Source organism: Bacillota bacterium (assembly GCA_023511455.1).
Lineage (GTDB): Bacteria > Armatimonadota > HRBIN16 > HRBIN16 > HRBIN16 > HRBIN16.
Map to the genome: position 1 here is coordinate 70,637 of JAIMBJ010000005.1, position 21,086 is coordinate 91,722.

16 protein-coding genes are annotated in these 21,086 nt (G+C 61.3%); 9 read left to right on the forward strand and 7 right to left on the reverse strand.

Annotation, left to right across the window (positions count from 1 at the left end; translation table 11 throughout):
* Positions 1 to 2: 2 nt before the first annotated feature.
* A complete protein-coding gene (locus K6U75_05005; protein MCL6474395.1) occupies positions 3 to 851 on the forward strand; it encodes a radical SAM protein in 849 nt (282 codons plus the stop codon).
* Between the two features lie 134 nt (positions 852 to 985).
* On the opposite strand, the gene K6U75_05010 is transcribed toward K6U75_05005, so the two are convergent.
* Entirely contained in the window at positions 986 to 1,852 is an 867-nt protein-coding gene (locus K6U75_05010; protein ID MCL6474396.1) for an aminotransferase class IV, read from the reverse strand.
* On the reverse strand, positions 1,827 to 3,302 hold the full coding sequence (gene pabB / locus K6U75_05015; GenBank protein MCL6474397.1) for an aminodeoxychorismate synthase component I: 1,476 nt from the start codon (positions 3,300 to 3,302) through the stop codon (positions 1,827 to 1,829). The genes K6U75_05010 and pabB overlap by 26 nt, the downstream gene beginning before the upstream one ends.
* Before the next feature lie 134 nt (positions 3,303 to 3,436).
* Here pabB and K6U75_05020 point away from each other — a divergent pair, with 134 nt between their 5' ends.
* Together K6U75_05020 and K6U75_05025 are read left to right on the forward strand one after the other, a co-directional pair.
* Positions 3,437 to 4,612 (forward strand): M48 family metalloprotease, encoded by a 1,176-nt coding sequence (locus K6U75_05020; GenBank protein ID MCL6474398.1) that lies wholly within the window; start codon positions 3,437 to 3,439, stop codon positions 4,610 to 4,612.
* Positions 4,613 to 4,800: 188 nt separating this feature from the next.
* A complete protein-coding gene (locus K6U75_05025) occupies positions 4,801 to 7,341 on the forward strand; it encodes a hypothetical protein (protein MCL6474399.1) in 2,541 nt (846 codons plus the stop codon).
* On the opposite strand, the gene K6U75_05030 is transcribed toward K6U75_05025, so the two are convergent.
* The gene (locus tag K6U75_05030) at positions 7,342 to 7,992 is read right to left on the reverse strand and encodes a ribonuclease H-like domain-containing protein (GenBank protein ID MCL6474400.1); all 651 of its coding nucleotides are present in this window, start codon (positions 7,990 to 7,992) and stop codon (positions 7,342 to 7,344) included.
* Positions 7,993 to 8,295: 303 nt separating this feature from the next.
* On the opposite strand from K6U75_05030, the gene K6U75_05035 reads away from it, so the two are divergent.
* Positions 8,296 to 8,601: an RNA-binding protein gene (locus K6U75_05035; GenBank protein ID MCL6474401.1), complete on the forward strand. Its 306-nt coding sequence runs from the start codon at positions 8,296 to 8,298 to the stop codon at positions 8,599 to 8,601.
* Between the two features lie 54 nt (positions 8,602 to 8,655).
* On the opposite strand, the gene K6U75_05040 is transcribed toward K6U75_05035, so the two are convergent.
* Entirely contained in the window at positions 8,656 to 10,980 is a 2,325-nt protein-coding gene (locus K6U75_05040) for an endonuclease MutS2 (GenBank protein ID MCL6474402.1), read from the reverse strand.
* Positions 10,981 to 10,984: 4 nt separating this feature from the next.
* Positions 10,985 to 11,695 (reverse strand): Uma2 family endonuclease, encoded by a 711-nt coding sequence (locus K6U75_05045; protein ID MCL6474403.1) that lies wholly within the window; start codon positions 11,693 to 11,695, stop codon positions 10,985 to 10,987.
* Between the two features lie 109 nt (positions 11,696 to 11,804).
* On the opposite strand from K6U75_05045, the gene K6U75_05050 reads away from it, so the two are divergent.
* Positions 11,805 to 12,968, forward strand: a complete 1,164-nt coding sequence (locus K6U75_05050) for a PLP-dependent aspartate aminotransferase family protein (GenBank protein MCL6474404.1) — start codon at positions 11,805 to 11,807, stop codon at positions 12,966 to 12,968.
* Here K6U75_05050 and dnaJ read toward each other — a convergent pair.
* Both dnaJ and rpoZ read right to left on the reverse strand, forming a co-directional pair.
* Entirely contained in the window at positions 12,965 to 14,104 is a 1,140-nt protein-coding gene (dnaJ, locus tag K6U75_05055; protein ID MCL6474405.1) for a molecular chaperone DnaJ, read from the reverse strand. The genes K6U75_05050 and dnaJ overlap by 4 nt on opposite strands.
* A 14-nt stretch (positions 14,105 to 14,118) precedes the next feature.
* On the reverse strand, positions 14,119 to 14,655 hold the full coding sequence (rpoZ, locus tag K6U75_05060; GenBank protein MCL6474406.1) for a DNA-directed RNA polymerase subunit omega: 537 nt from the start codon (positions 14,653 to 14,655) through the stop codon (positions 14,119 to 14,121).
* 170 nt (positions 14,656 to 14,825) lie between these two features.
* Between rpoZ and K6U75_05065 the strand changes: the two genes are divergently transcribed.
* From K6U75_05065 to purH, 4 genes are all read left to right on the forward strand, one after another.
* Positions 14,826 to 16,253 carry a family 10 glycosylhydrolase gene (locus tag K6U75_05065; GenBank protein ID MCL6474407.1) on the forward strand — a complete coding sequence of 476 codons (1,428 nt, stop codon included), beginning with the start codon at positions 14,826 to 14,828 and terminating at the stop codon, positions 16,251 to 16,253.
* A 111-nt stretch (positions 16,254 to 16,364) separates the two neighbouring features.
* Positions 16,365 to 17,687, forward strand: coding sequence for a hypothetical protein (locus K6U75_05070; protein ID MCL6474408.1), 1,323 nt, complete (start codon positions 16,365 to 16,367; stop codon positions 17,685 to 17,687).
* Positions 17,675 to 19,432 (forward strand): NFACT family protein, encoded by a 1,758-nt coding sequence (locus tag K6U75_05075; GenBank protein ID MCL6474409.1) that lies wholly within the window; start codon positions 17,675 to 17,677, stop codon positions 19,430 to 19,432. The genes K6U75_05070 and K6U75_05075 overlap by 13 nt, the downstream gene beginning before the upstream one ends.
* 73 nt (positions 19,433 to 19,505) lie before the next feature.
* Entirely contained in the window at positions 19,506 to 21,086 is a 1,581-nt protein-coding gene (purH, locus tag K6U75_05080; protein MCL6474410.1) for a bifunctional phosphoribosylaminoimidazolecarboxamide formyltransferase/IMP cyclohydrolase, read from the forward strand.

Genomic DNA, 21,086 nt, shown 5'->3' on the forward strand with positions numbered 1-21,086 from the left:
AGATGTTGACCGGCATCCATTTTCTGCTGACCTACAAATGCCCGTATGAGTGCGAGCACTGCTTTGTCTACAGCAGTCCCCGCGCGAAGGGTACGTTCACGCTGGCGCAGGTGGAAGCGGTGCTGCAGGAGGCACGTAAGGTCGGTACGGTGCAAACGGTGTTCTTCGAAGGCGGTGAGCCATTTCTGTACTATCCGCTGCTACTGGAGGCAGTGCGTATCGCACGCCAAATGGGCTTCCACACGGGTATCGTCACCAATGGCTATTTTGCCACCAGCGTGGAAGACGCGATGCTCTGGCTGAAGCCGTTGCAGGAGGCGGGTATCGGCTTCATCAGCTTCAGCGACGACCAGTTCCACAGCGGTTCGGAGGAAGACACGGCGGCGAAGCGTGCGATGTCGGCGGCTCAGCAGCTCGGCATTTCCTGCGGGATGATTTCCATCGATCCGCCGACGGTAAGCTATCCCGAAGAAGAGCAGGGAAAAAAGGGCGAACCCATTGTGGGGGTGGGGTACGCTTTCGAGGAAGGGCGGTGGAAAAACTGTCGCAGGGACTACCAACGCGCCCATGGCATATCTTCACCGAATGTCCCTACGAAAACCTGCGCGACCCCGGACGGGTACATGTGGACGCCTACGGTAACGTGCATCTCTGTCAGGGGTTATGCATGGGCAACCTGTGGCAAACTCCCCTCTCCGAGCTGGTGGCGCGCTATCGGGCGGAGGAGCATCCGATATGTGCGCCGCTGGTGGAGGGAGGTCCCGCCGAGCTCGCCCGGAGGTTTGGCTACCCCGTGCAGTCGGGCTACATCGAGGCGTGTCATCTTTGCTACCTCGTCCGCCGCGCGCTGAGAGAGCGTTTCCCCGAATACCTTGCGCCACCGCAGGTGTACGGGGCAGGGTGAGCCTGCCTCTTGCCTGTGAAAGGTGCAGGTTTCGCCTCGTGCGAGCCGGCTTCACGCAGCCGCTGGACAGCGCGCCGGTTCCTATAGCCCTGCACTGGTGTCATGGGCGCGTTCCTTCTCGACCAGTTGCCTGTAGGCAGTTTGCAGTTGCTGGACAAGCGGGTGGGGTTTCAAGGGGCGGTCTTCCAGCTGGGTGACGGGCACGATCTCGCGCACCGAGCTGGTCAGGAACACCGCTTCTGCCGACAGGAGTTCGCCCACGGACAGAGGAGCCTCGATGCAGGGGATACCCTCCTGAGCGCAGAGTTGGATCACCGTCTCGCGAGTGATTCCTGCCAGGATGCCTTCGTGCAACGGAGGTGTTACCAGATGACGTCCATCCCATGCAAAGACGGTGCTGGTGGCTCCCTCGGTGATGTTTCCCTGTGCGTTGAACCAGATGACCTCTTCCCTCCCCAGCGCCTGTGCCTCATACTGCGCCTCCAGATGTGCGGCGTAGCTGCTCCATTTGGGGCGTTCGCCCGTGCCTGCCCGCGGGTCAGGGCGCAATAAAACCCCTGCACCCTCGCGCCATCGGGCTATCTGCTGCGGCGATAGCACGGTCGCCGTCAAGAAGCAGGCGGGTTGTGACCACTCGCTGCCTGCGGTCACGGTCAGGCGCAGACGGGCGTCTGCACTCTGCAGGTCATTGGCTCGAATCAGACTGGCTACCGCTTGCTCGATGAACGGTGTACGCAGATCCACCTGTTGGCGTGCCGACGCGAACAAACGCAGAGCCGCCAGCCACCGTCGCATCCGTTGCAGGTGCTGTTCCAGCCGGAACGGGAAGCCACGGTAGCAGCGCAGGGTCTCAAACAGTGCCGCGCCGTGCAATACTGCCCCGTCCAGCACGCTCAAACGGGCTTGCTCGGCAGGCACGAGTTCACCGTTGTACCATATCCACTGCATGGGTCTGTCTGCCTGTCTCCATCGCCTGAAACCACCCGCACAGCTTGGCGCGTATCTCCTCGTACTCGCGTTCCGGTTCCGATTCGGCAACAATACCGCCCCCGCCGTAAAGGGTAATCTGGTCGTTTCGGATGACGGCGGTGCGAATGGCGATATTGAGGTCCAGACCTCCGTGAAACGCGATGTAGCCAATGGCGCCGGTGTAAACCTCACGGGCAACCGGTTCCAGCTCCTCGATGATTTGCATCGCGCGCACCTTCGGTGCGCCCGTGATACTGCCACCGGGAAAGGTGGCGCGCAAGAGGGTCTCTACATCTACGTTGTCGCGCAGCTGCGCCCGCACGGTACTGGTGAGGTGATACACCTGCGCATAGCCTTCCAGCGCCATCATCTCCGCCACCTGCACCGAGCCGATTTCTGCCACCCTGCCCAGGTCGTTGCGCTCCAGGTCTACAATCATGATGTGCTCCGCGTGGTCTTTGGGGCTGTGCATCAGTGCTTCGGCGAGCCGACAGTCCTCGTCGGGGTCTGCCGAGCGCGGGCGCGTTCCCTTGATAGGGCGTGTGTGTACGGTGCGCGTCACCGGGTTCATGTGGAGGAAACGTTCCGGCGATGCGCTGATAACGCAAAACCGTCCGGTATCGATGAACGCACTGAACGGCGCAGGCGAGACCTCGCGTATGCGCAGAAAGAGCGACGCGGGGTTTCCGCGAAAGTGCGCTTGATATGCCTGTGCGAGGTTGACCTGATAGATATCTCCCTGCGCGATGTAGTGCTGGGCTTGCTGCACCGCGTGCAGATAATCTTTCCGCGCCCACATGGGGAACGGCTCTCCACAGGAAACGGCGGGTTCGGACACTATCCTCTGACCGATGAGAGCCTTTTCCCAGCGTGTCGCTGCTTGCTGAAGGCGTTGCTGTGCCCATCGATGGGCGGTTGCACCACTGAACGGCAGGCCGGTAGAGGTGAGCACCACCCTCCACGCATCGATGTCTATCGTGGCAATTGTATCGTAAAAGCCAAACCAATATAATGGCAGCCGGTTGGGGGCGGGAAGGCGGTTCGGACAGGGCTCAATGAACGCCTTCAGCCCGTAGCCGAGATAGCCCAGCACCCCAGCAGGTAGCGGCGTGGGCGCATCATACAAGGGGAGATGGAAACGCCGCAAGAAACCCTGAAGTACGCGCAGCGGGTCGTCTTCCATGCGCAGGATACCGCCAGCATCTCGCCACAGCACATGGTCGGGATATGCTTCCAGCACGCCGAATGGCTCTTGCGCGATGAAGCAATAGCGTGCCAGCCGGAAGCTTCCTCGCGGCGACGGCTCGGCACCGCTGTCCAGCACGACCGTGTGTGGCTGGCAGAGGTTGCATCGCGCGTAAATCTGCGAGAGCGACAGGGACGCCGGCAATGGAATAACGGTTTTGTATAGCGGCAGCGGTTCACTCATTCTGGCGGTATTATACCTGTTGGAGACGCCTGCTGAAACCGTTGTCTGGCACAAATCGTCTGAGTCTTGGGAATACAAAGCTCGGCGCTTTCGTATGCTATAATGGAAGGGAAAATATTGCGAGGTTTCACACCATGAAATGGTTTCTGCGTGCCCGTGTGATATGGTTGCTCGTGGTCAGCCTCATGCTCGGGGGGCTGGCAACAGAGGTCTTCGCGCAGCCCAAGTCGGAAGAGGACCCCGAAGTGCGCATGGGCAGGGAAGCGGCTCAGGAGATTGAACGCACCCTGCGCATCATTGATGACCCCGCTCTGGTGGAGCGGGTGAACCGTATTGGGCAGGAGATTGCCGCGGTAGCCAACGTCTCCAACATCCCCATCACGTGGGGCATCAATAAAAGGTCACAGTTTCAGTATACGTTCAAGGTGGTGGATGATAAGGACGTCAACGCCTTCTCGCTGCCGGGCGGGTTCATCTATGTGAACAAGGGTTTGCTGGACTATGTGCAGTCCGACCACGAGCTGGCGGCGGTGCTGGCACACGAAATCGCACACGCGGCACATCATCATCTGCTGCGTCTGGGGCAGGAGAACGAGAAGATTAACCGCCGGGTAACCCTGCCCGCTCTGCTGGTGATGGTTCTGTCCGGCGCGCCGGCGCGGGATTTAAGCAATGTCATGATGGGAGTTCAGCTGTATCAGATAGCCAAACTGAACGGCTTCACTCAGGAAGCGGAAATAGACGCCGACCGCGCTGCCATCCTGTATCTGATGCAGACGAAGTACAATCCTGTGGGCATGCTGACCTTCATGGAGCGACTGGCGCGCGATGAAGCGCGGCGACCGGAGAGGCAACTGGGTATCTTCCGCACGCACCCTCCCTCGCGCGAGCGCGCCCAGGCGATGCTGAACCTGTTCCGCGAGCTGAACATCCCCGTCAACCGCAGGGCGGTGGCGCGTATTTTGCCTGTGGAACTGCGAGAGAAAACAGTGCAGGACCGCAGTCTGGTGGAGGTCTACCTGGACAGCGTTCCCGTGTTTGCCCCTGCTGACCGCGACGGACAAACCTCCGCCGAGCGCGCCCGGCAGATTAGCGAGCGACTGGACAGCCTGTTGAACGACGGCATCCAGATGTTTGACATCCGCCTGTCCAGTGATAGGCGTACGGTGGTAGCGCGCAGCCACCCGATACTCACCATCGAGCCTGAGGACGCCGCCCTGTACGGCAAGAGTATGCACGAGCTGGCGGAGCAGGTCTCCAACGCCATCAAGCGCGCCCTCTGGAACGAGCTGATTCAGCGGGCATACTGAAGCGAACCTGCTGGTGAGGCGAAGCCCCACCCGACCTCCCCGCGGGCGGGGAGGAGTTTTCCGCTCGGCGCGAGCCTTGCCCTTCATGGTGTGTCGCACAGGACGGAGCCTGCCCGCCGTCGTATTCTCGAAAATGGTGGGCGTTACACAGGGGCATCCGCGACGTGGCACGAGGAGGGAAACATCCGTTGAAAATGCTCAGCGTCCTGATGGTTATCGGCTTTGCACTTGCCGCTGCGGCGCAGAAACAGCCGCTGCAGACATGGACCGCGACGGAAGGCACCTTCGCCTGGGATGAACAGGTGAAGCGCGGGGGCAAGGCAAGCATCCGCCTGCACAACGCAACAGCCGATTTGCGCAGCGGCGTGATGCACGTGATCGAGCTGAACCAGAGCAAGCCTGTCCCCCTGCGGATTTCGGCATGGAGCAAAGCGCAGGATGTCTCCGGTAGTGCAGATGCAGGCTATTCGCTGTATATCGACCTGCGGTATACCGACGGCACTCCCCAATGGGGTTTGATTGCACCTTTCAGCACCGGCACACACGACTGGGAGCGGCGTGAGGTGCTGGTCATCCCCCGCAAGCCCATCGACAAGGTGTATGTACACCTGCTACTGCGCAATCACGCGGGTACCGTGTGGTTCGACGACATTCAGATGGAGCTCCTGGAGGGACTGCAGGTGCTGGATATGCAAACCACTCGCCAGCCCACCTTGCGTGCGAGCAAAGGCGCAGTGCGCTGGGGCAGGGCGGAAGACCTGCAGGTACAGTTCGACGACGCCGGACTGGTGACGCAACTGTTGTGGCGGGGCAAGCCCTTGCCGAAGGGCAAACTGCCGGGCGGCTGGTTCCTGCGCGAAATGCAAAACCCCGACGTTCTCGTGCCGTTCGGCGGCAGGTGGACCAGCCGCAACCCCCTTGTCTGGACGGGCAGGGCGAAAGACGTGCGGCTGGAGGTGCGTTACGAACAGCAGGGAGGTCTTCTGCAGGCAATCGCCACGCTGAGCACCCGGGAAGGCAGTCCCGACCGCGCGGTGAGCCTCATCTGGGCAGCGCCGCTACAGATGCAGGGCGCAATCTGGCATGACGACATCCGACAGCAGACAGCGGCAACCGGTATGGAGATGGCGAATCTGATACACGTCAACGCCGGCGCCAACGGCATGATGAGCGTGTATCCGCTGGCGTGTCTGTCGGGCAAGGATTGGTGCGTCGCGTGGGGCTGGCGGATGGACGCCCCGCGTCTCGTGAGACTGTTTGCCAGTCCGCAGTGGGGCTGGGCGTGCGCCGCCTTCGATGCCGTTCTCAGCGGCAAGACGCGCAAGTTCCCCCATCGCGCTCAGTTCCACCTGCTGCTATGGTCTGCCGACCCGCAGTGGGGTTTTCGATCCGCCCTGCAGCGCTACATCACCGCCTTCCCCGACTGGTTCCGCAACCGCGTGCCCAAACAGGGTATCTGGATTGCTTTCACCGCACCGCACACCGTGCAGAACGTGCAGGATTTCGGCATCGTCTTCCACGAGGGCGATAACAGCGTGGCGGAGGATGACCAGCTGGGTATTCTCTCTTTCCGTTACACCGAGCCGATGAGCTACTGGATGCCCATGCCCAGAACGTTCCCACGCACCGACACCGGCGCAGACGACTGCCTGCAGCAGTACGCTGAGGGCAAACTGGGTGACAACTGGCAAAAAGCGCAGGCGCGGGCGACGCTGAAATGCGGTATCATCTCCGACCAGAGCGGCAAAATCTATCGTCAGATTAGCGTGACACCCTGGAACGACGGCGCGATGTTCCTGCTCAACCCCGACCCGGATATCCCCTCCACGCCCGATGACCCTTCCAAAGCCTACCTGAACTTCCCGCCTTCTCACGCGCAACAAGCCTACACAAAAGCGGGCACGGAAGGGCTGGACGGCGAGTATCTCGACTCTCTGGAGATGGGAGCCGACATGCTGAACTATCGCGAGGAGCACTTTGCAACGGCGGACGTGCCGCTGGTGTTTCGCAAAGGCGACTTGCGCCCCGCCATTCTCCAGATATTCAGCACGTGGGAGTATACCCGTTACCTGGCAGGGGAGATGCGCCGGCGCGGTAAATGGCTGTTCGCCAACGCGGTGGGATGGCGGTTCCCCTTTTTGATGGCGCAGCTGGATGTGTCGGGCACGGAAACCAACTGGTGGCAAAACGGTGCATGGACGCCCGTTTCACCTGCACAGATGGACATCTGGCGCAGCATGAGCTACCACAAACCCTATGTCCTGTTGATGAACACCGATTACGAGACGTTCGGGGGGCAGGTGGAGCGCTACTTCCAGCGATGCCTGTTCTGGGGTATCTATCCCAGTATGTTCAGCCATAACGCCGCGGATAACCCTTACTGGCAGAACCCGGCATGGTATAACCGCGACCGTGCGTTGTTCCAGAAGTACATCCCGCTGATTCGGCGCGTGGCGGAGGCTGGCTGGGAGCCAATCACACACGCCACCGCCGAAGGTGGCTGGGTGGAACGCTACGGCAAGAAGACATTTACCGTGTTCAACCCGGAGAACGCCGAACGCGAGGTGAGGTTGCGAATCGATCTGCGCGCGCTGAAGACCCCAGCCAGTGAGGTGAAGCAGCCGGTGGAGTTGGTGCACGCGCTCGGGCTCGACTGGAAGGTCGGTGATGATGTGCTGCGAATCACCTTCCGGCTGGCTCCTGAGCAGGCGGCGGTGATTACGTGGTAACTACCACACGCTATCCCAGGGCGAGCCGCGGCGGACGTCGATGAGTCTTTGCAATAACAGCCGTGTGCAGCGCACGTCTTCCAGCGCGTAAATGCCCAGCATGGTTAACGCTTCGGAGTTATAGAGGTGCCTCCACTGGTTCCACAGCCACACCGCGTCCTCGCCGCGCATCATCTGCACGCTTGGGTGTCGGGGTACGCGCAGGTGGCTGAAAAGTGTTTTCAACTTGAGGTTTGGCGTTCGCAGCAAGCCGATATCGCGTAAGGGCATGGCGACCTGAAGGTATATATCCAGATGTTGCCACGTACGCCATAGCCGACGCACCTGCGGCAGGTGGTGGGCGATAAAGGGCAGGTCAAACTGCGTACCGTTATAGGTCGCGATGAGAGAGAAGAACTCCGCGTGCTGCGGAAACTGCTCTAACGGGCAGACGGTGATGCTGTCGTAGCCGTATTCCTGCGCTTTTCGCTCGATGTGGCGCAGGGTCTCTGCCGCATCGTGCAGGTCATTCACATAAAGTCTCGCCTTCTTGCCGGTGTGGTCTTCCTGATAGAGTGCAATCAGGGTCAGCTCACTGCATGCGGGATTAATGCCGGTAGTTTCGATATCGAGAAACACCGCGTCCAGATAATCCTCAATCTGGTGTGTCACGGACGTCTCCTTTACGGACAGAGTGGGCACAGATATACTATCACAAAATCGCAGTTCAGAGGAAGAGATGGAACCACGCAAATGCCTCTCGGAGAATTTTCCTATGAAAACATCCAAACAGCCCAAAAACCCCTTGTTTTGCACAACATTTGTGGTATACTACTACTGTTCGGTGTTCGTTGCACGCAACGGTTCGGTTCCGGGGTCCGTATACCTCATGGGAGGAGACCGCGTTCGAGCCTGCCGGCAGCACCGTAACGAAAATCCGGGAGGCGAGACGCTTCCCAAACATGAGGTAAAAAAATGCCAGAAACCACTTCTTTGTTCGTAGGAAACCTTTCCTACGCCACCACCGCAGAGCAACTGCGTGAGCTGTTCTCTCCGTGGGGTCCCGTTGAGGATGCTCGTGTCGTCGAGGGACGCGGCTTCGGCTTTGTGGACATTCCCCGCGAGAACATGCAGGCGGCAATCGATGCCACCAACGGTCAGGTGTTTATGGGCAGAACCATCACCGTGAACCAGGCACGTCCCCGCACCGAGCGGCGCGAGGGCGGATTCCGCAGCGACCGCGGTGGCTACGGCTCCGGGCGGCGCGACCGACGCTGGTAAGCCCGAACCAGAGCATCACGTGCAACGGCACGCCGGTCGGCGTGCCGTTCGCTGTTATTTCAGGGTGACTATCGTCACGCCGTCTCCGCCCTCTGTGGCATCCGCCCCCCGATACGAAGCCACCAGCGGATGCGTGCTCAGGTAATCCCTTACCGCCTTGCGCAGAGTGCCGGTGCCTTTGCCGTGAATCACGCGCACCTGCTGCAGCCCAGCGGCATACGCCTCGCTGAGATACTGGTCGAGGTTGGCGATCGCTTCTTCCACCCGTTGCATCCGCAACATGATTTCCGGCGAGATGTTCACTGCTCGCGACAGGTTGACCGGCACCGAAACCAGCGGCGTCTTGGAAACCGGCTTCTCATCGGTGCGGCGCAGCGCCTCACGCGGGACGGTGATGCGAATCGCTCCTGCCTGCACCACCGCCTCTTCCTGCGTCAGTTGCAGCACTGTGCCCGTGACGTTCAGCGTGGTGACCCTGACTGTGTCGCCCTCGCGTATCTCAGAGGGCGCGGCGGCGGGTGGAGTCAGCAGCCGTTTCATCTGTTCGGCAGCCTGTCGCACCTGCTGGCGGGCTTCCTGGGCAGCGCGATTTTCGCGGGGCTGTTCGCGCAAGCGACGATATGCTTCTTCCGCCTGCTGCAGGATTTGGTGCAGGCGGTGCTGAACCTCCTGCGTCACCTCCTCGCGCAACCGCTGCCGCTCCGTTTCCAACTGTTCCAGTCGCTGTTGCAGCTGTTGACGCAGGGCTGCGGCTTCCCGACGCTCCTGTTCGGCTGCCTGTCGCGCCTCCTCCACGTGACGCTGTTCTTCCTCCAGCCGGCGCATGATGCTGGCAGCCTCCGTCTCACGCCCGGCAAGGCGCGCCTGCGCGGTCTCGATGACCGAGGGAGGCAGACCCAGCCTCTGTGCAATGACGATGGCGTGACTGGAACCCGGTGTACCGATACGCAGATGGTACGTGGGGCGCAGGGTTTGCAGGTCAAACTCCACCGAGGCGTTCTGCACGCCCTGTCTGGCGTAAGCGTAGCTTTTCAGCTCGCCATAGTGGGTGGTCGCCATCACCCGCGCATGGCGTACCAGCAGATAGTCCAAAATCGCCTGCGCCAGTGCGGCTCCTTCGGCAGGGTCGGTTCCCGCGCCCAGTTCGTCCAGCAGTACCAGCGTGTGTTCGTCACAGTGGGGTAGCATCGCGGCGATGTTGGTCATGTGTCCGGAAAAAGTGGATAGCGATTGCTCTATGCTCTGCTCATCACCGATGTCGGCAAAGATGTTCTGGAATATCGCCATTTCGGTGCCGGTGTCGGCAGGCACGTGCAGACCCGACTGCATCATCAGCGTCAGCAGGCCCACCGTCTTCAGGGTCACGGTTTTGCCGCCCGTGTTGGGTCCTGTGATAAGCAAGATTCGGAAGCGGTTGCCCAGTTCCACATCGATGGGCACGACCGGCGGTTTCAGCAGGGGATGCCGCGCCTTGCGCAGGCGGATTTTTCCCTGTGTGTTCAGTGCAGGCTCGATGGCGTCCCATTCCACGCTGAGACGGGCGCGGGCATTGATGAAATCCAGCTCGCCCAGCGCGTCGCAGGTGAGTAGGATGGGGTCGCTGTACTTGCCCACAAGCGCGCTGAGCTGCGCCAGAATACGCTCCACCTCGTTCTGCTCGGCGATCTGTGCTTCGCGAATCTGGTTGCCGAGGTCCACCACCTCCTGCGGTTCCATGAACAGCGTGGCGCCCGATGCGCTCACGTCATGCACGATGCCCCCAAACTGCGCGCGGTACTCCGCCTTGACCGGCAGGCAGTAGCGGTCGCCGCGCATGGTGATGACGGGTTCCTGCAGCATATTGCGGATACGTGAGGAGTTCAGCGTGGCCTGCAGGCGTTCGGTGATGCGGGAGTGCAGGTGGCGCAGTCTCTGCCGGATGCGGGCAAGTTCGGGACTGGCGCTATCGGCGACGGTGGCATCGTCCTTCAGGCAGCGGCGTACCTCGTTCACCACCTCGGGCAGTGGCTCCAGCTGTCGCGCCAGCACGCACAGCGCGGGGCACTTCTCCTCTCTTGTCAGGAGGAAGCTGCGGAGGCGTCGGGCGGTCTCTACCGTGTCGGCAATGGAAAGCAGCGATTCGGGTGGGAGTATCCCTCCTGCACGCGCCAGCGATGCCGCCGAACGCACGTCCTGCACGCCACGAAGGGGCATCTCCTCGGCGAGGTCTATCAACCTGCGCGCTTCCGAAGTCTGCTGCAGTCCGAGGCGGATAGCCTCTTCCTCGATGCGCGGTGTCATCTGGCGTGCCCGTTCCGCGCCCATGGGGGTAGCGCAGTGCGCCATCACCTTCTGCCGGATGGCGTCGTATTCCAGAACCCGGAGGGTGTGTGCGTTCATGGGCTCACGTCAGCTGCTCGGGGTCAATGCCCATCTCGCGCAGTCGCTGTGCCAGTCGTTCTGCACGCCGTTCCGCCTCTTGCGCCCGTAACCGCTCCTGTTCCGCTCGCTGCCGTTCCTGCTGTGCTTCGCGCTGTGCCTGTTCGTAGCGACGGCGCAGCTCCACATAGGGCACAAACCGCTCCCCATCGGGACGATAGACGACCAGCGCGCCGTCTTCCACGCTAAACCGAACGCCCAGCAACGGGCTGACCCAGCCCTCCATCTGCGGCACTCGCACCAGCTTGCCGTCCTGTCGTGTCCAGCCGTCCAGTGCGCCCGTATCGGGGTCGTACATGTAGTACTCCTGCACCCCGTATCGCTCGTAAAACAGCGACTTCTCCACCATGGCGGCGTGACGGTTGCTGGGGGAAAGTATCTCGAACACCACCTGCGGCGGGATGTTGTCCTCCTCCCACTGCAGATAACGTCCGCGATGCCCCTTCGGACGTCCGAAGACCACAAACACATCGGGAGCCACGCAGATTTCGGGATGCCCTTCCACCGGATACCAGAGCAAATCGGCAGCGACGAACACATCCTCGCGGTCGGCGAAGAGGGCAGACAGGTTATCGTACAGGTAGACGATATATTCCAGCTGCTTGGTATTGTCTGCCATCGGCTGACCGTCCGACTCAGGATAGATGATTGTTCTGGGTAGCTGCTGTACTGCCATTGTGCATCACCATCCCCTATTATAGCAGATTAGAGAGGAGCAGGCATTCTGCGTACCAACGGTGTATCATAACAGGCGAAGCGAAATCGGACGACGAGGCAAGCCTGTGGTGGACGAGGAGAGAGAACCGCTGAGTTTTGAGGAGATATGCATTCACTGGGGTGAGGACCCGGAGCGGTATCTGGGTGCGGTGGTGCCGCCTATCTTTCAGAACAGCCTGTTCACCGCTCCCAGTGTGGAGGCGCGGTCGAGGAAGGCGGGACGTCACATCTACACCCGCGAGTCTAACCCAACCACTGACATCCTGAAGGCTAAAGTTGCCGCACTGGAGGGGGCAGAGGACGCGCGATGCTTTGCGTCCGGGATGGCAGCCATCAGCGCGGCGCTGATGTCCCAGCTGCGCAGCGGCGACCATGTGGTGTGCGTGAAACATGTCTATTATCCTGCCCGTGCCCTGCTTCAGGATTACCTGAGTCGGTTCGGGGTAGAGGTAACCTTCGTGCGCGGCGACCGGATGGAGGATTTTGAGAAGGCACTGCGACCCAATACCCGCGTGTTTTACCTGGAAAGCCCTACCAGCATCAACCTGTGGCTGCAACCGCTACAAGAGGTCTGTTCCCTCGCCCGAGCACACGGCATTACCACGATTATCGACAACACGTGGGCAACACCCCTCTTCCAGCGACCGATGCAGCTGGGAGTGGACATTGTGGTGCATTCGGCAAGCAAGTATCTGGGCGGGCACAGCGATGTGATTGCTGGGGTGGTTTGCACCTCACGCCAGCATATCGAGGCGATTCACCGCGAGATGACGCTGATTGGCGGTATTCTGGACCCCTTCGCCGCGTGGCTTATCCTGCGCGGGTTGCGCACGCTGCCTGCGCGACTGTACCAGCACCAGCAGAACGCTTTGCAGGTGGCGCAATGGCTGGAGGAGCATCCTGCCGTGCACCGGGTGCTTTACCCGGGGCTGCCCTCTCACCCGCAACACGAGCTGGCACGACGCCAGATGAGCGGCTTCAGCGGGCTGTTTTCGTTCACGCTCAAGTGCAACTCGCGCGAGGCGGCGGTGGGCGTGGTGGATGCTCTGCGGATGTTCCATATCGGCGTGAGCTGGGGTGGATACGAAAGCCTTGCCCTGCCGATGCTCATCGAGGACTACGATGGGGAACAACGATGGGGCTTGCGGGTGCACGTCGGGCTGGAACCACCGGAGAGGTTGATCGCAGACCTGGAGCAGGCATTACGCCATGCGGAGGATAAGGGGCGTTAGCCTTTCTCGCCCTTCAGTCCGCTGATGAACTTCTCGAAGAAGCTTTTCTCTTCTTCGGGGACGTCGGTAAAGCGCTCGCCGCAGGCGGCAGCGAACTGGCGCAGAAGCCCGCGCTGTACCTCGTTCAGGTGGGTGGGGACGTGGATATTCACGTGTACCAGCAGGTCACCTCGTCCCTGTCGGCGGTTTGGCAGCCCCTTGCCTGACAGGCGGAACACACTGCCCGGCTGGGTGCCCGGTGGGACTTCCAGATCGATATCTTCATCCAGCCCGCGCACTTTCACCGTTGCGCCGAGTGCCGCCTGCGCAAAGGAGATGGTCAGCCTGGTGTGCAGGTTGGAGCCTTCCCGCTCGAAGCGGTCGTGCGGGCGCACGTGGAACACCACGTAGAGGTCGCCGTTATCTCCGCCACGTCTACCGGAGTCCCCCTCGCCGAGGAACTGCACGGCTGTGCCGTCCTCCACACCGAGGGGCACCCGGATGGTGCGTTCCACCACATTGCGTACCCGCCCCTCGCCACGACACTGGGTGCACGGACGCGAAATCACCTTCCCTTCGCCATGGCAGTTTGGGCAGGTTACCACGGTGGAGATGGTTCCGAGCAGGGTATGCTGCGTATGACGTACGCGCCCGCTGCCCCGGCACGTCGCGCAGGTAGTGGGCGTTTCGCCAGGCTCCGCGCCGCTGCCCTCGCAGCGTGTACAGGTCTGGAAGCGGGCATACTGGATGGTCTTGGGTGCGCCAGAAGCCACCTCTTCCAGGGTAACTTCCACATCCACGCGCAAATCGTTGCCGCGTTGCGCGCGCGGCGTCTCGGTGCGTGACCCACCCGTGCCGAAGAACAGGTCGAACAGGTCGCCGATGTTGCCGAAATCACCGAACCCAAAGTCGGGTTCAGCAGTACCACCTCTTACGCCGGCGCGCCCGAACAGGTCGTAGGCACGACGTTTTTCCGGGTCGCTCAACACCTCGTAGGCTTCGTTAATCGCTTTGAACTTCTCCTCGGCTTGCTTGTCGCCGGGGTTTACGTCGGGGTGGTACTGACGGGCGAGCCGTCGGTAGGCACGCTTAATCTCCTCCAGCGTCGCGTCCCTACTGACTCCCAGCGTTTCGTAATAATCAACCTCGCCCGGCATGGAAACACCTCGCGCTACCGCTGCTCTGCGTCCTCACCTTCGCTGTGTAGACCCTCGTCGAAAAGGCTCTGCTGGTCGCTCTCTTGCGGCGAACTATCCTCCTCGTCCAGACCCAGCACCTCGTCTAACTCGTCAGAGATAGACAGCTCCTCCTCTTCCAGTACCAGGTCCTCTTCCTCCGCTTCCTCTGCTTCTTCCTCAACCTCATCCGCCACTGCGGTATCTCCATGACCATTATCGGAACCTCCAATCTCTGCCTCGACTGCCATAGCTACCTTTGCCATCGCCTCTTCGAACTCTTCAGCGGTCAGCAAGGCTTCGTGGGCTTCCGGTTCCATCAACTCGGGCAAGGGTTCGGGGTTAAAGCTCGGTATTAACCGTCCCGCCGCGATCTCCTCCAGCGCGATGGTCAGTGGATTGCCAGAGGAGCTCTTCACCAGCGAGCGACGGGCGATGCCCTGCTCTTGCAGATGCCTGGCGCGTTTTGCCGCCAGTATCACCAGGGCATACTTATTAAACCGGTTCAACCTGTCGGGGTTGGGTAGAATCATGAGTTGCGCAACCTCTTCTCTGTGTTCACACGCATGAATTATACCGCCTTTGTAGCCCAATCGTCAACGCACAGAGGGGTGTTCGAAAATACACAGAATGTAGCCGGTTGTTCGGACAAGCCGTTCATGTTATACTCTTTCCTGAACAGCGAAGGAGGAGACGGGGTAGCATGCGACGCGAGCAGTCTGTGCCGCAGATACAGCGCGAATATCGTGGCATGTGGGTGGCAACCGTTGCCAACATCGACTGGCCCTCCCGACCCGGATTGCCGTCCGATGTGCAAAAGACCGAGCTGCTGGCAATTCTCGACAGGGCGGCGGAACTGAAGTTTAACGTGATTGTCTTGCAGGTGCGCCCGGCGTGTTCGGTGCTGTACGATTCCAGAATCGAGCCATGGTCTGAAGTGCTCAGCGGCGCGATGGGCAAGCCTCCTGAACCTTACTATGACCCTCTTGCCTTTGCCGTTGAGGAAGCACACAAGCGCTGCCTGGAGCTCCATGCCTGGTTCAATCCCTATCGAGCGCGACATCCTTCCGAGAAGTCGGAGATACATCCCCAGCACATCAGCAGGCGGCGTCCCGAACTGGTCAAACAGTACGGAAGGTACCTCTGGCTGGACCCGGGCGAGCCCGACGTGGTAGAGCATTCTCTCTCGGTGATGCTGGAGGTGGTGAAGCGGTATGACGTGGACGGTGTGCATATCGACGACTATTTCTACCCTTACAAGGAGCGCGATGAAAAGGGCAACATCCTCGATTTCCCCGACGAGCCCAGCTGGCAGCGCTATCGCCGTTCCGGCGGCAGGCTGAGCCGCGACGACTGGCGCAGGCAGAACGTGGACCGCTTCGTGGAAAGGGTCTATCGTGAGATTAAGAGCACCAAACGCTGGGTGAAGTTCGGCATCAGTCCTTTTGGGTTGTGGCGTCCGGGCTACCCGCCAGGCACGCGCGGCTTCGATGCCTATGCGGAACTCTACGCCGACTCGCGCAAGTGGCTTCAGCAGGGATGGTGCGACTACTATGTCCCTCAACTCTACTTCAAGATAGACAATCCGAACCTCAGTTATCCCGCGCTACTGCAATGGTGGGTGGAACAGAACACGCGGGGCAGGCACATGCTTGCGGGTAACTTCACCAGCAAAGTGGCGGATGGCAGCAACACCGCATGGGACGCGGCGGAAATCGCCGAGCAGGTGCGCCTGACCCGCAAGCAGAAGGGCGCGCTGGGCAACATCCATTTCAGCGCACGGGCGTTCATGCAGGACAGGGGCGGTATCTGCGAACTGATACGGGACCTGCACGCACAACCCGCTCTCGTTCCCCCCGCGGGGTGGTTGAGCCGCTCTGCCCCGTCCTCGCCCGCCGTGCGTACGGTGTACCTCGCGGACGGAGGGGTGCGCCTGACGTGGGAGGCTCGGGGTAAACACCCGATTGGGTGCTGGATGGTGGCATACCGCTCCAACGGGGAGTGGTACATGCAGGTGTTACCCGCCACCGCGAACAGCTACACGTTACCCCCCTCGGCGAAACTCGCTTTCGTGAGTCTTGTCGACCGCTACGGCAACCAGAGTGAGTGGGCAGGCGCGGGCGCAACGTAACTTACGAGAACGGAAAAGCACGGCGGGAGCCTCGCCCGCCAGGTAGCAGCGAGTGCCCGGTGCTGTTGACACCTGTGCCTGCTGTCCGAGTACAGGGTGAGGTGATTCTGCATGTGGACATATTCCCCCGAGCGCGTCCTGCAGGCAGCATGTCGATGGTGGAACTGGACACCTCATCCCGCTCAGCGCGAATGGATGATGGATACTCACCCGGTGAAGGTAGCGGCATGTGGCAGGCGGTGGGGCAAAACAGAGTCGCTGGCGGTGGAGACCGCTGCCCTCGCCCTGCTGCACCCCGGCATCCGACAGGTGATCGTTGCCCCCACGCTGGACCAGGCGAGCATCCTCTTCGACCGCACGCTGGAGCTGCTTCAGGACTGGGCAGAACAGACGGGCGCGAGACTGCAGGTGCGCGTGACCCCTTATCCCCGCGTGCGCGTCAACGAGGGCGAAATCACCGCTCGCAGCGCGTATCGTCAGGCGCGTTCCCTGCGGGGGAGAAGCGCGCACCGCATCGTGGTGGACGAAGCCGCCTACCTCACCGAAGAGGTCATCCCGCAGGTGTTGATGCCCATGCTGGCGGACACGGAAGGGCAGCTGGTGCTGCTGTCCACCCCTTTCGGCAGAAACCACTTCTGGCACTGGTATCAACGCGGACAGTCGGGCGAGGTGTGCCGCAGCTTCCGCTTCCCCACCACCAGTAACCCGCGTATCTCCGCCAGCTTCCTGCAGATGCAAAAGCAATTGCTGACCGAGCGGCAGTTCGCCATTGAGTACGAGGCGCAGTTTGTGGACGATGCAGGGGCGGTGTTCCCCCAGGCGGTTATCGAAGCGTGTATCCAGCCCAGCCTCGCAGAAGCCAGACCCAACTCGTCCCCAACCCTCGCAGGGCTGGATTGGGGACGCTACCGCGACTACACCGCGCTGGTGCTATTGCGCGAGTCCGGCAACCGGCTGCAGGCGGTGCACGTGGAACGTATGCCCAGCACCGGATGGCAGATTCAGATAGAGCGGATACTCCACCGGTTCAGCGAGTGGTGGGTGCGCACCGTGTATTGTGACGCCTCCGGCGTCGGCGACCCGTTAGCAGAGATGCTGCAGCAAAGCCTCAGCCATCATCACCTGCACATCCATGTGGAGCCTGTGGTTTTCACCGCCTCTACCAAGCGGACAATGATCGAATCTCTCGCATTGGCGATGGAACAGCGTCGCGTGGCAATCCCTCCGCACCCCGACCTGTTGCGTGAACTGCACGCCTTCACCGCCAGCCATACCGGAAGTGGGCATATCCGCCTGCAGGCGCAGGGCAGCGAACACGATGACCTGGTGATTGCACTGGCGCTGGCAGTTCAGGCGGCGGCAAGAGCGTTGTTGGGTACGTCTTCCGTGCGCCCGCTCACCAGCGGCAGGAGACGAGAGGTGTGCGAGGTATAATACAGGTATCTATGCCCAGTATCCCTTACGATAGCCTCACGCTTGCGGCGGTAGTACACGCGCTGCAGCCTTTGCACGGCGGGCGTATCCAGCACATCGCGCAGCCTGCCGACCATGACATCTTGCTCACCGTTTACGTGCGCGGCGTGGGCGAGGTGTACTGGCTTATCAGTTGCTCGCCGCAGTGGGCACGCACGCATTTACTCTCCCACCGTCTGCCCAACCCGCCCCAGCCACCCCCTTTCTGCATGGCGCTGCGCAAGTATCTGCAGGGCGGCACTATCCTGACCATCGCCCAACGACGGTTTGACCGCGTGCTGGACGTGGAAGTGAAAGGACATGAGCGACACACCTATCTGCTCAGCGCGGAGCTGATGGGCAGGCACAGTAACATTATCCTGATCGCTCCTGACGAGCGCATCCTGCACGCCGCCAAGCTGGTCTCCTCACGCATCAGCCGCGTGCGTGAAGTGTTGCCGGGCAGGACTTACACGCCTCCCCCCGCCGAAGAGCGTCCAGACCCGCGTGCCGTGTCCGAATCCCTGTTCCTGCAGTGGTATCAGGAGGAACAGCCTTCTGATTTTACCGCGTGGTTGCGGAGCCGTTTCGAGGGCATCGGCACCTTTTTAGCGGGCGAGATCGCCGCGCGAGCGCAACGGCTGGGTAACGGAGACAGTCCTGCTGTCCTCTGGAGCGCGTTTCGCTCGGTGTTCGACGCGGCAAAAGCGGGAGACTGGGAGCCTGTGCTGGTGCGCGACGAAGCGCACCGCCCCATCGGCGCGTATCCGATTCCACTGGCTTCCCTGCCGGAGGAACAGCAACATCCGCGCCGCAACATCCATGTGGCGCTGGAGAACTACTACGCGGTGGCTATACCCCGCGCCGAGCTGGAACAGCAAAAGCGAAGCCTGCAGGGCATCTTGCAGAGGGTACTCAGTGCGCGGCGCAACGCTCTGCAGCAGCTGCAGCAGGGAGTAGAAGAGCGGACACAGGCGGATATCTACCGTCGCTGGGGTGAAATCCTTCTGGCGTTCCTGTCGCAGGTGCCAAAGGGTGTGCAGGAAGTTACCCTGCCGGACCTTTACAGCGCGGATGGAGCCACTCTCACCATCCCCTTAGACCCCACGCTGACGCCGCAGGAGAACGCGCAGCGATACTTTGCGCGTGCGCGTCACGTGGAGCAGAACGCCGAAAGGCTGGAGGCGATGCGCTATCGTTTGATGACAGAAGAGATGCAGGCGCAGGAGGCTCTGCAGAGACTGGAATCGATAAGCGACCTCTCCGAGCTGGAAGCCTTCCGGCAGGAGGTAGCGGCGCGCGGCTGGCTGAACCCCACCGCGGGTGTTTCCGGCGAAGCCGCAACGAGAACGCAGGAAGATTTCGAGGGCAGACGTATCCGCCTGCACGTTGCGCCAGGCGGCTGGCAGGTGCTGGTGGGCGAAAACGCCGAGGCGAATGACTACCTCGTAACGCGGGTCGCACAGCCAAACGACTGGTGGCTGCACGTGCGGGCGGGGACGGGCGCGCACGTGGTCATACGCACCAATAATAACCCACAGGCGGTTCCGCGACAGGTGCTGGAGTACGCCGCCCGGCTCGCCGCTGCCAACAGCCCGCAACGCCACTCTTCGATAGTGCCCGTGGACTACACCCTGCGCAAGTATGTGCGCCGCCCGCGCGGTGCGCAACCGGGATTCGTCACCTACACCCACGAGAAGACGTTGCACGTGTCGCCCAGAGACTGACCCGTCGCTTGACCCCATCCCCTCTCTGCGGTTACAATAAAGAGCAAAACTTTCGCGGGAGGAGCCTGCAAGCATGAATCCGATACGACGCGCGCTGCTGAGCGTTTCCGATAAAACAGGCATTGTGTCCTTTGCCAGAGCATTGAACGAAATGGGTGTGCAGATTATCTCCACCGGTGGAACCGCGCGCACCCTGCAGGAAGCGGGTATCCCCGTTACTCCGGTGGAACAGGTGACCGGCTTTCCCGAGATGATGGAGGGACGGGTGAAAACACTGCATCCCGCCATCCACGCGGGTATTCTTGCCGACCGGCGCAAAACCGAACAGCTGCAGGCATTGCAGTCAGCTGGCATCGAACCGATTGACCTGGTATGTGTCAACCTGTATCCCTTTGAAAGCACCATCGCCCGCGCGGACGTCACACTGGAAGAGGCGATAGAGAACATCGATATCGGCGGTCCCACGATGGTGCGCGCCGCCGCCAAGAACCACGACAGCGTGGCAATCGTGGTGGACCCTGCCGATTATGAAGCCATCATCCAGGAGATGCGGGCAAGCGGCGGGGTAATCGGTCTGGAAACGCGCCGTCGGCTGGCAGCGAAGGCGTTTGCACACACCGCCTTCTACGATGCACAAATCGCGGCATACCTGCGGGCACAGTTCACGCCGGAGACGCTCTTCCCGCCAGAGTTCACCGTTGCTCTGCGCAAAGCACAGGAACTGCGCTATGGAGAGAACCCCCACCAGCAGGCAGCGTTTTACCGCACAACCGGCTTCACCGAACCCAGCATCGCCACCGCACGGCAGCTGCACGGCAAGGAGCTGTCTTATAACAACCTGCTGGACTGCGACGCCGCGCTGGAGCTGGTCAAAGAGTTCGCGGAGGACCGCCCCGCCTGCGTGATCATCAAGCATACCAACCCCTGCGGGGTGGCGGTGGCGGATAGCCTTCCTGAAGCGGTAGAGCGAGCCCGACTGGCAGACCCTGTTTCCGCCTTCGGGGGCATTATGGCGCTGAACCGACCTGTGGACTTCGCGGCCGCTGAGAAAATTACCGCGCCCAATACTTTCTTCGAGTGCCTCATTGCTCCCGCGTTCGCCGAGGACGCTCTACCCATCCTCACCGAGAAGAAAAAATGGGGAGCGAACTTGCGCCTGCTGGAAGTGGGAACATTGACGCCGCCCCAGGAGGGGTGGATACTGCGCGGGCTGACGGGAAGTGTGCTGGTACAGACCCGTGATGTGCAACTGCTGCCGGAACAATCGGAGGCGGTTCGTGTGGTCACCAGGCGTGCTCCAACCCCCGAAGAGCTGGAGCAGCTGCTGTTCGCATGGAAGGTGGTGAAGCATGTGAAGTCCAACGCCATCGTGCTGGCGAAGGACTGGGTGATCGTGGGCGTCGGAGCCGGGCAGATGAACCGCGTGCAGTCGGTGCGGCTGGCGGCGGAGTCCGCTGGCGAGCGGGCGAAAGGCGCTGTGCTGGCATCGGATGCCTTCTTCCCATTCCCCGACAACGTCGAGGTAGCGGCTATCGCCGGAGTTACCGCCATCATCCAGCCTGGCGGCTCCGTGAAGGACCAGGAAGTCATCGCCGCAGCAGACAGGCTGGGTCTGGCGATGGTCTTTACCGGTATGCGCCACTTCCGGCACTGA

Coding starts and splice junctions, on each gene's coding strand:
- K6U75_05035 (MCL6474401.1), top strand. CDS start 8,296: ATGCCAGAAACCACTTCTTTGTTCGTAGGAAACCTTTCCTACGCCACC.
- purH (MCL6474410.1), top strand. CDS start 19,506: ATGAATCCGATACGACGCGCGCTGCTGAGCGTTTCCGATAAAACAGGC.
- K6U75_05045 (MCL6474403.1), bottom strand. CDS start 11,695: ATGGCAGTACAGCAGCTACCCAGAACAATCATCTATCCTGAGTCGGAC.
- K6U75_05010 (MCL6474396.1), bottom strand. CDS start 1,852: ATGCAGTGGATATGGTACAACGGTGAACTCGTGCCTGCCGAGCAAGCC.
- K6U75_05020 (MCL6474398.1), top strand. CDS start 3,437: ATGAAATGGTTTCTGCGTGCCCGTGTGATATGGTTGCTCGTGGTCAGC.
- K6U75_05005 (MCL6474395.1), top strand. CDS start 3: ATGTTGACCGGCATCCATTTTCTGCTGACCTACAAATGCCCGTATGAG.
- dnaJ (MCL6474405.1), bottom strand. CDS start 14,104: ATGCCGGGCGAGGTTGATTATTACGAAACGCTGGGAGTCAGTAGGGAC.
- pabB (MCL6474397.1), bottom strand. CDS start 3,302: ATGAGTGAACCGCTGCCGCTATACAAAACCGTTATTCCATTGCCGGCG.
- K6U75_05070 (MCL6474408.1), top strand. CDS start 16,365: ATGTGGACATATTCCCCCGAGCGCGTCCTGCAGGCAGCATGTCGATGG.
- rpoZ (MCL6474406.1), bottom strand. CDS start 14,655: ATGATTCTACCCAACCCCGACAGGTTGAACCGGTTTAATAAGTATGCC.
- K6U75_05065 (MCL6474407.1), top strand. CDS start 14,826: ATGCGACGCGAGCAGTCTGTGCCGCAGATACAGCGCGAATATCGTGGC.
- K6U75_05040 (MCL6474402.1), bottom strand. CDS start 10,980: ATGAACGCACACACCCTCCGGGTTCTGGAATACGACGCCATCCGGCAG.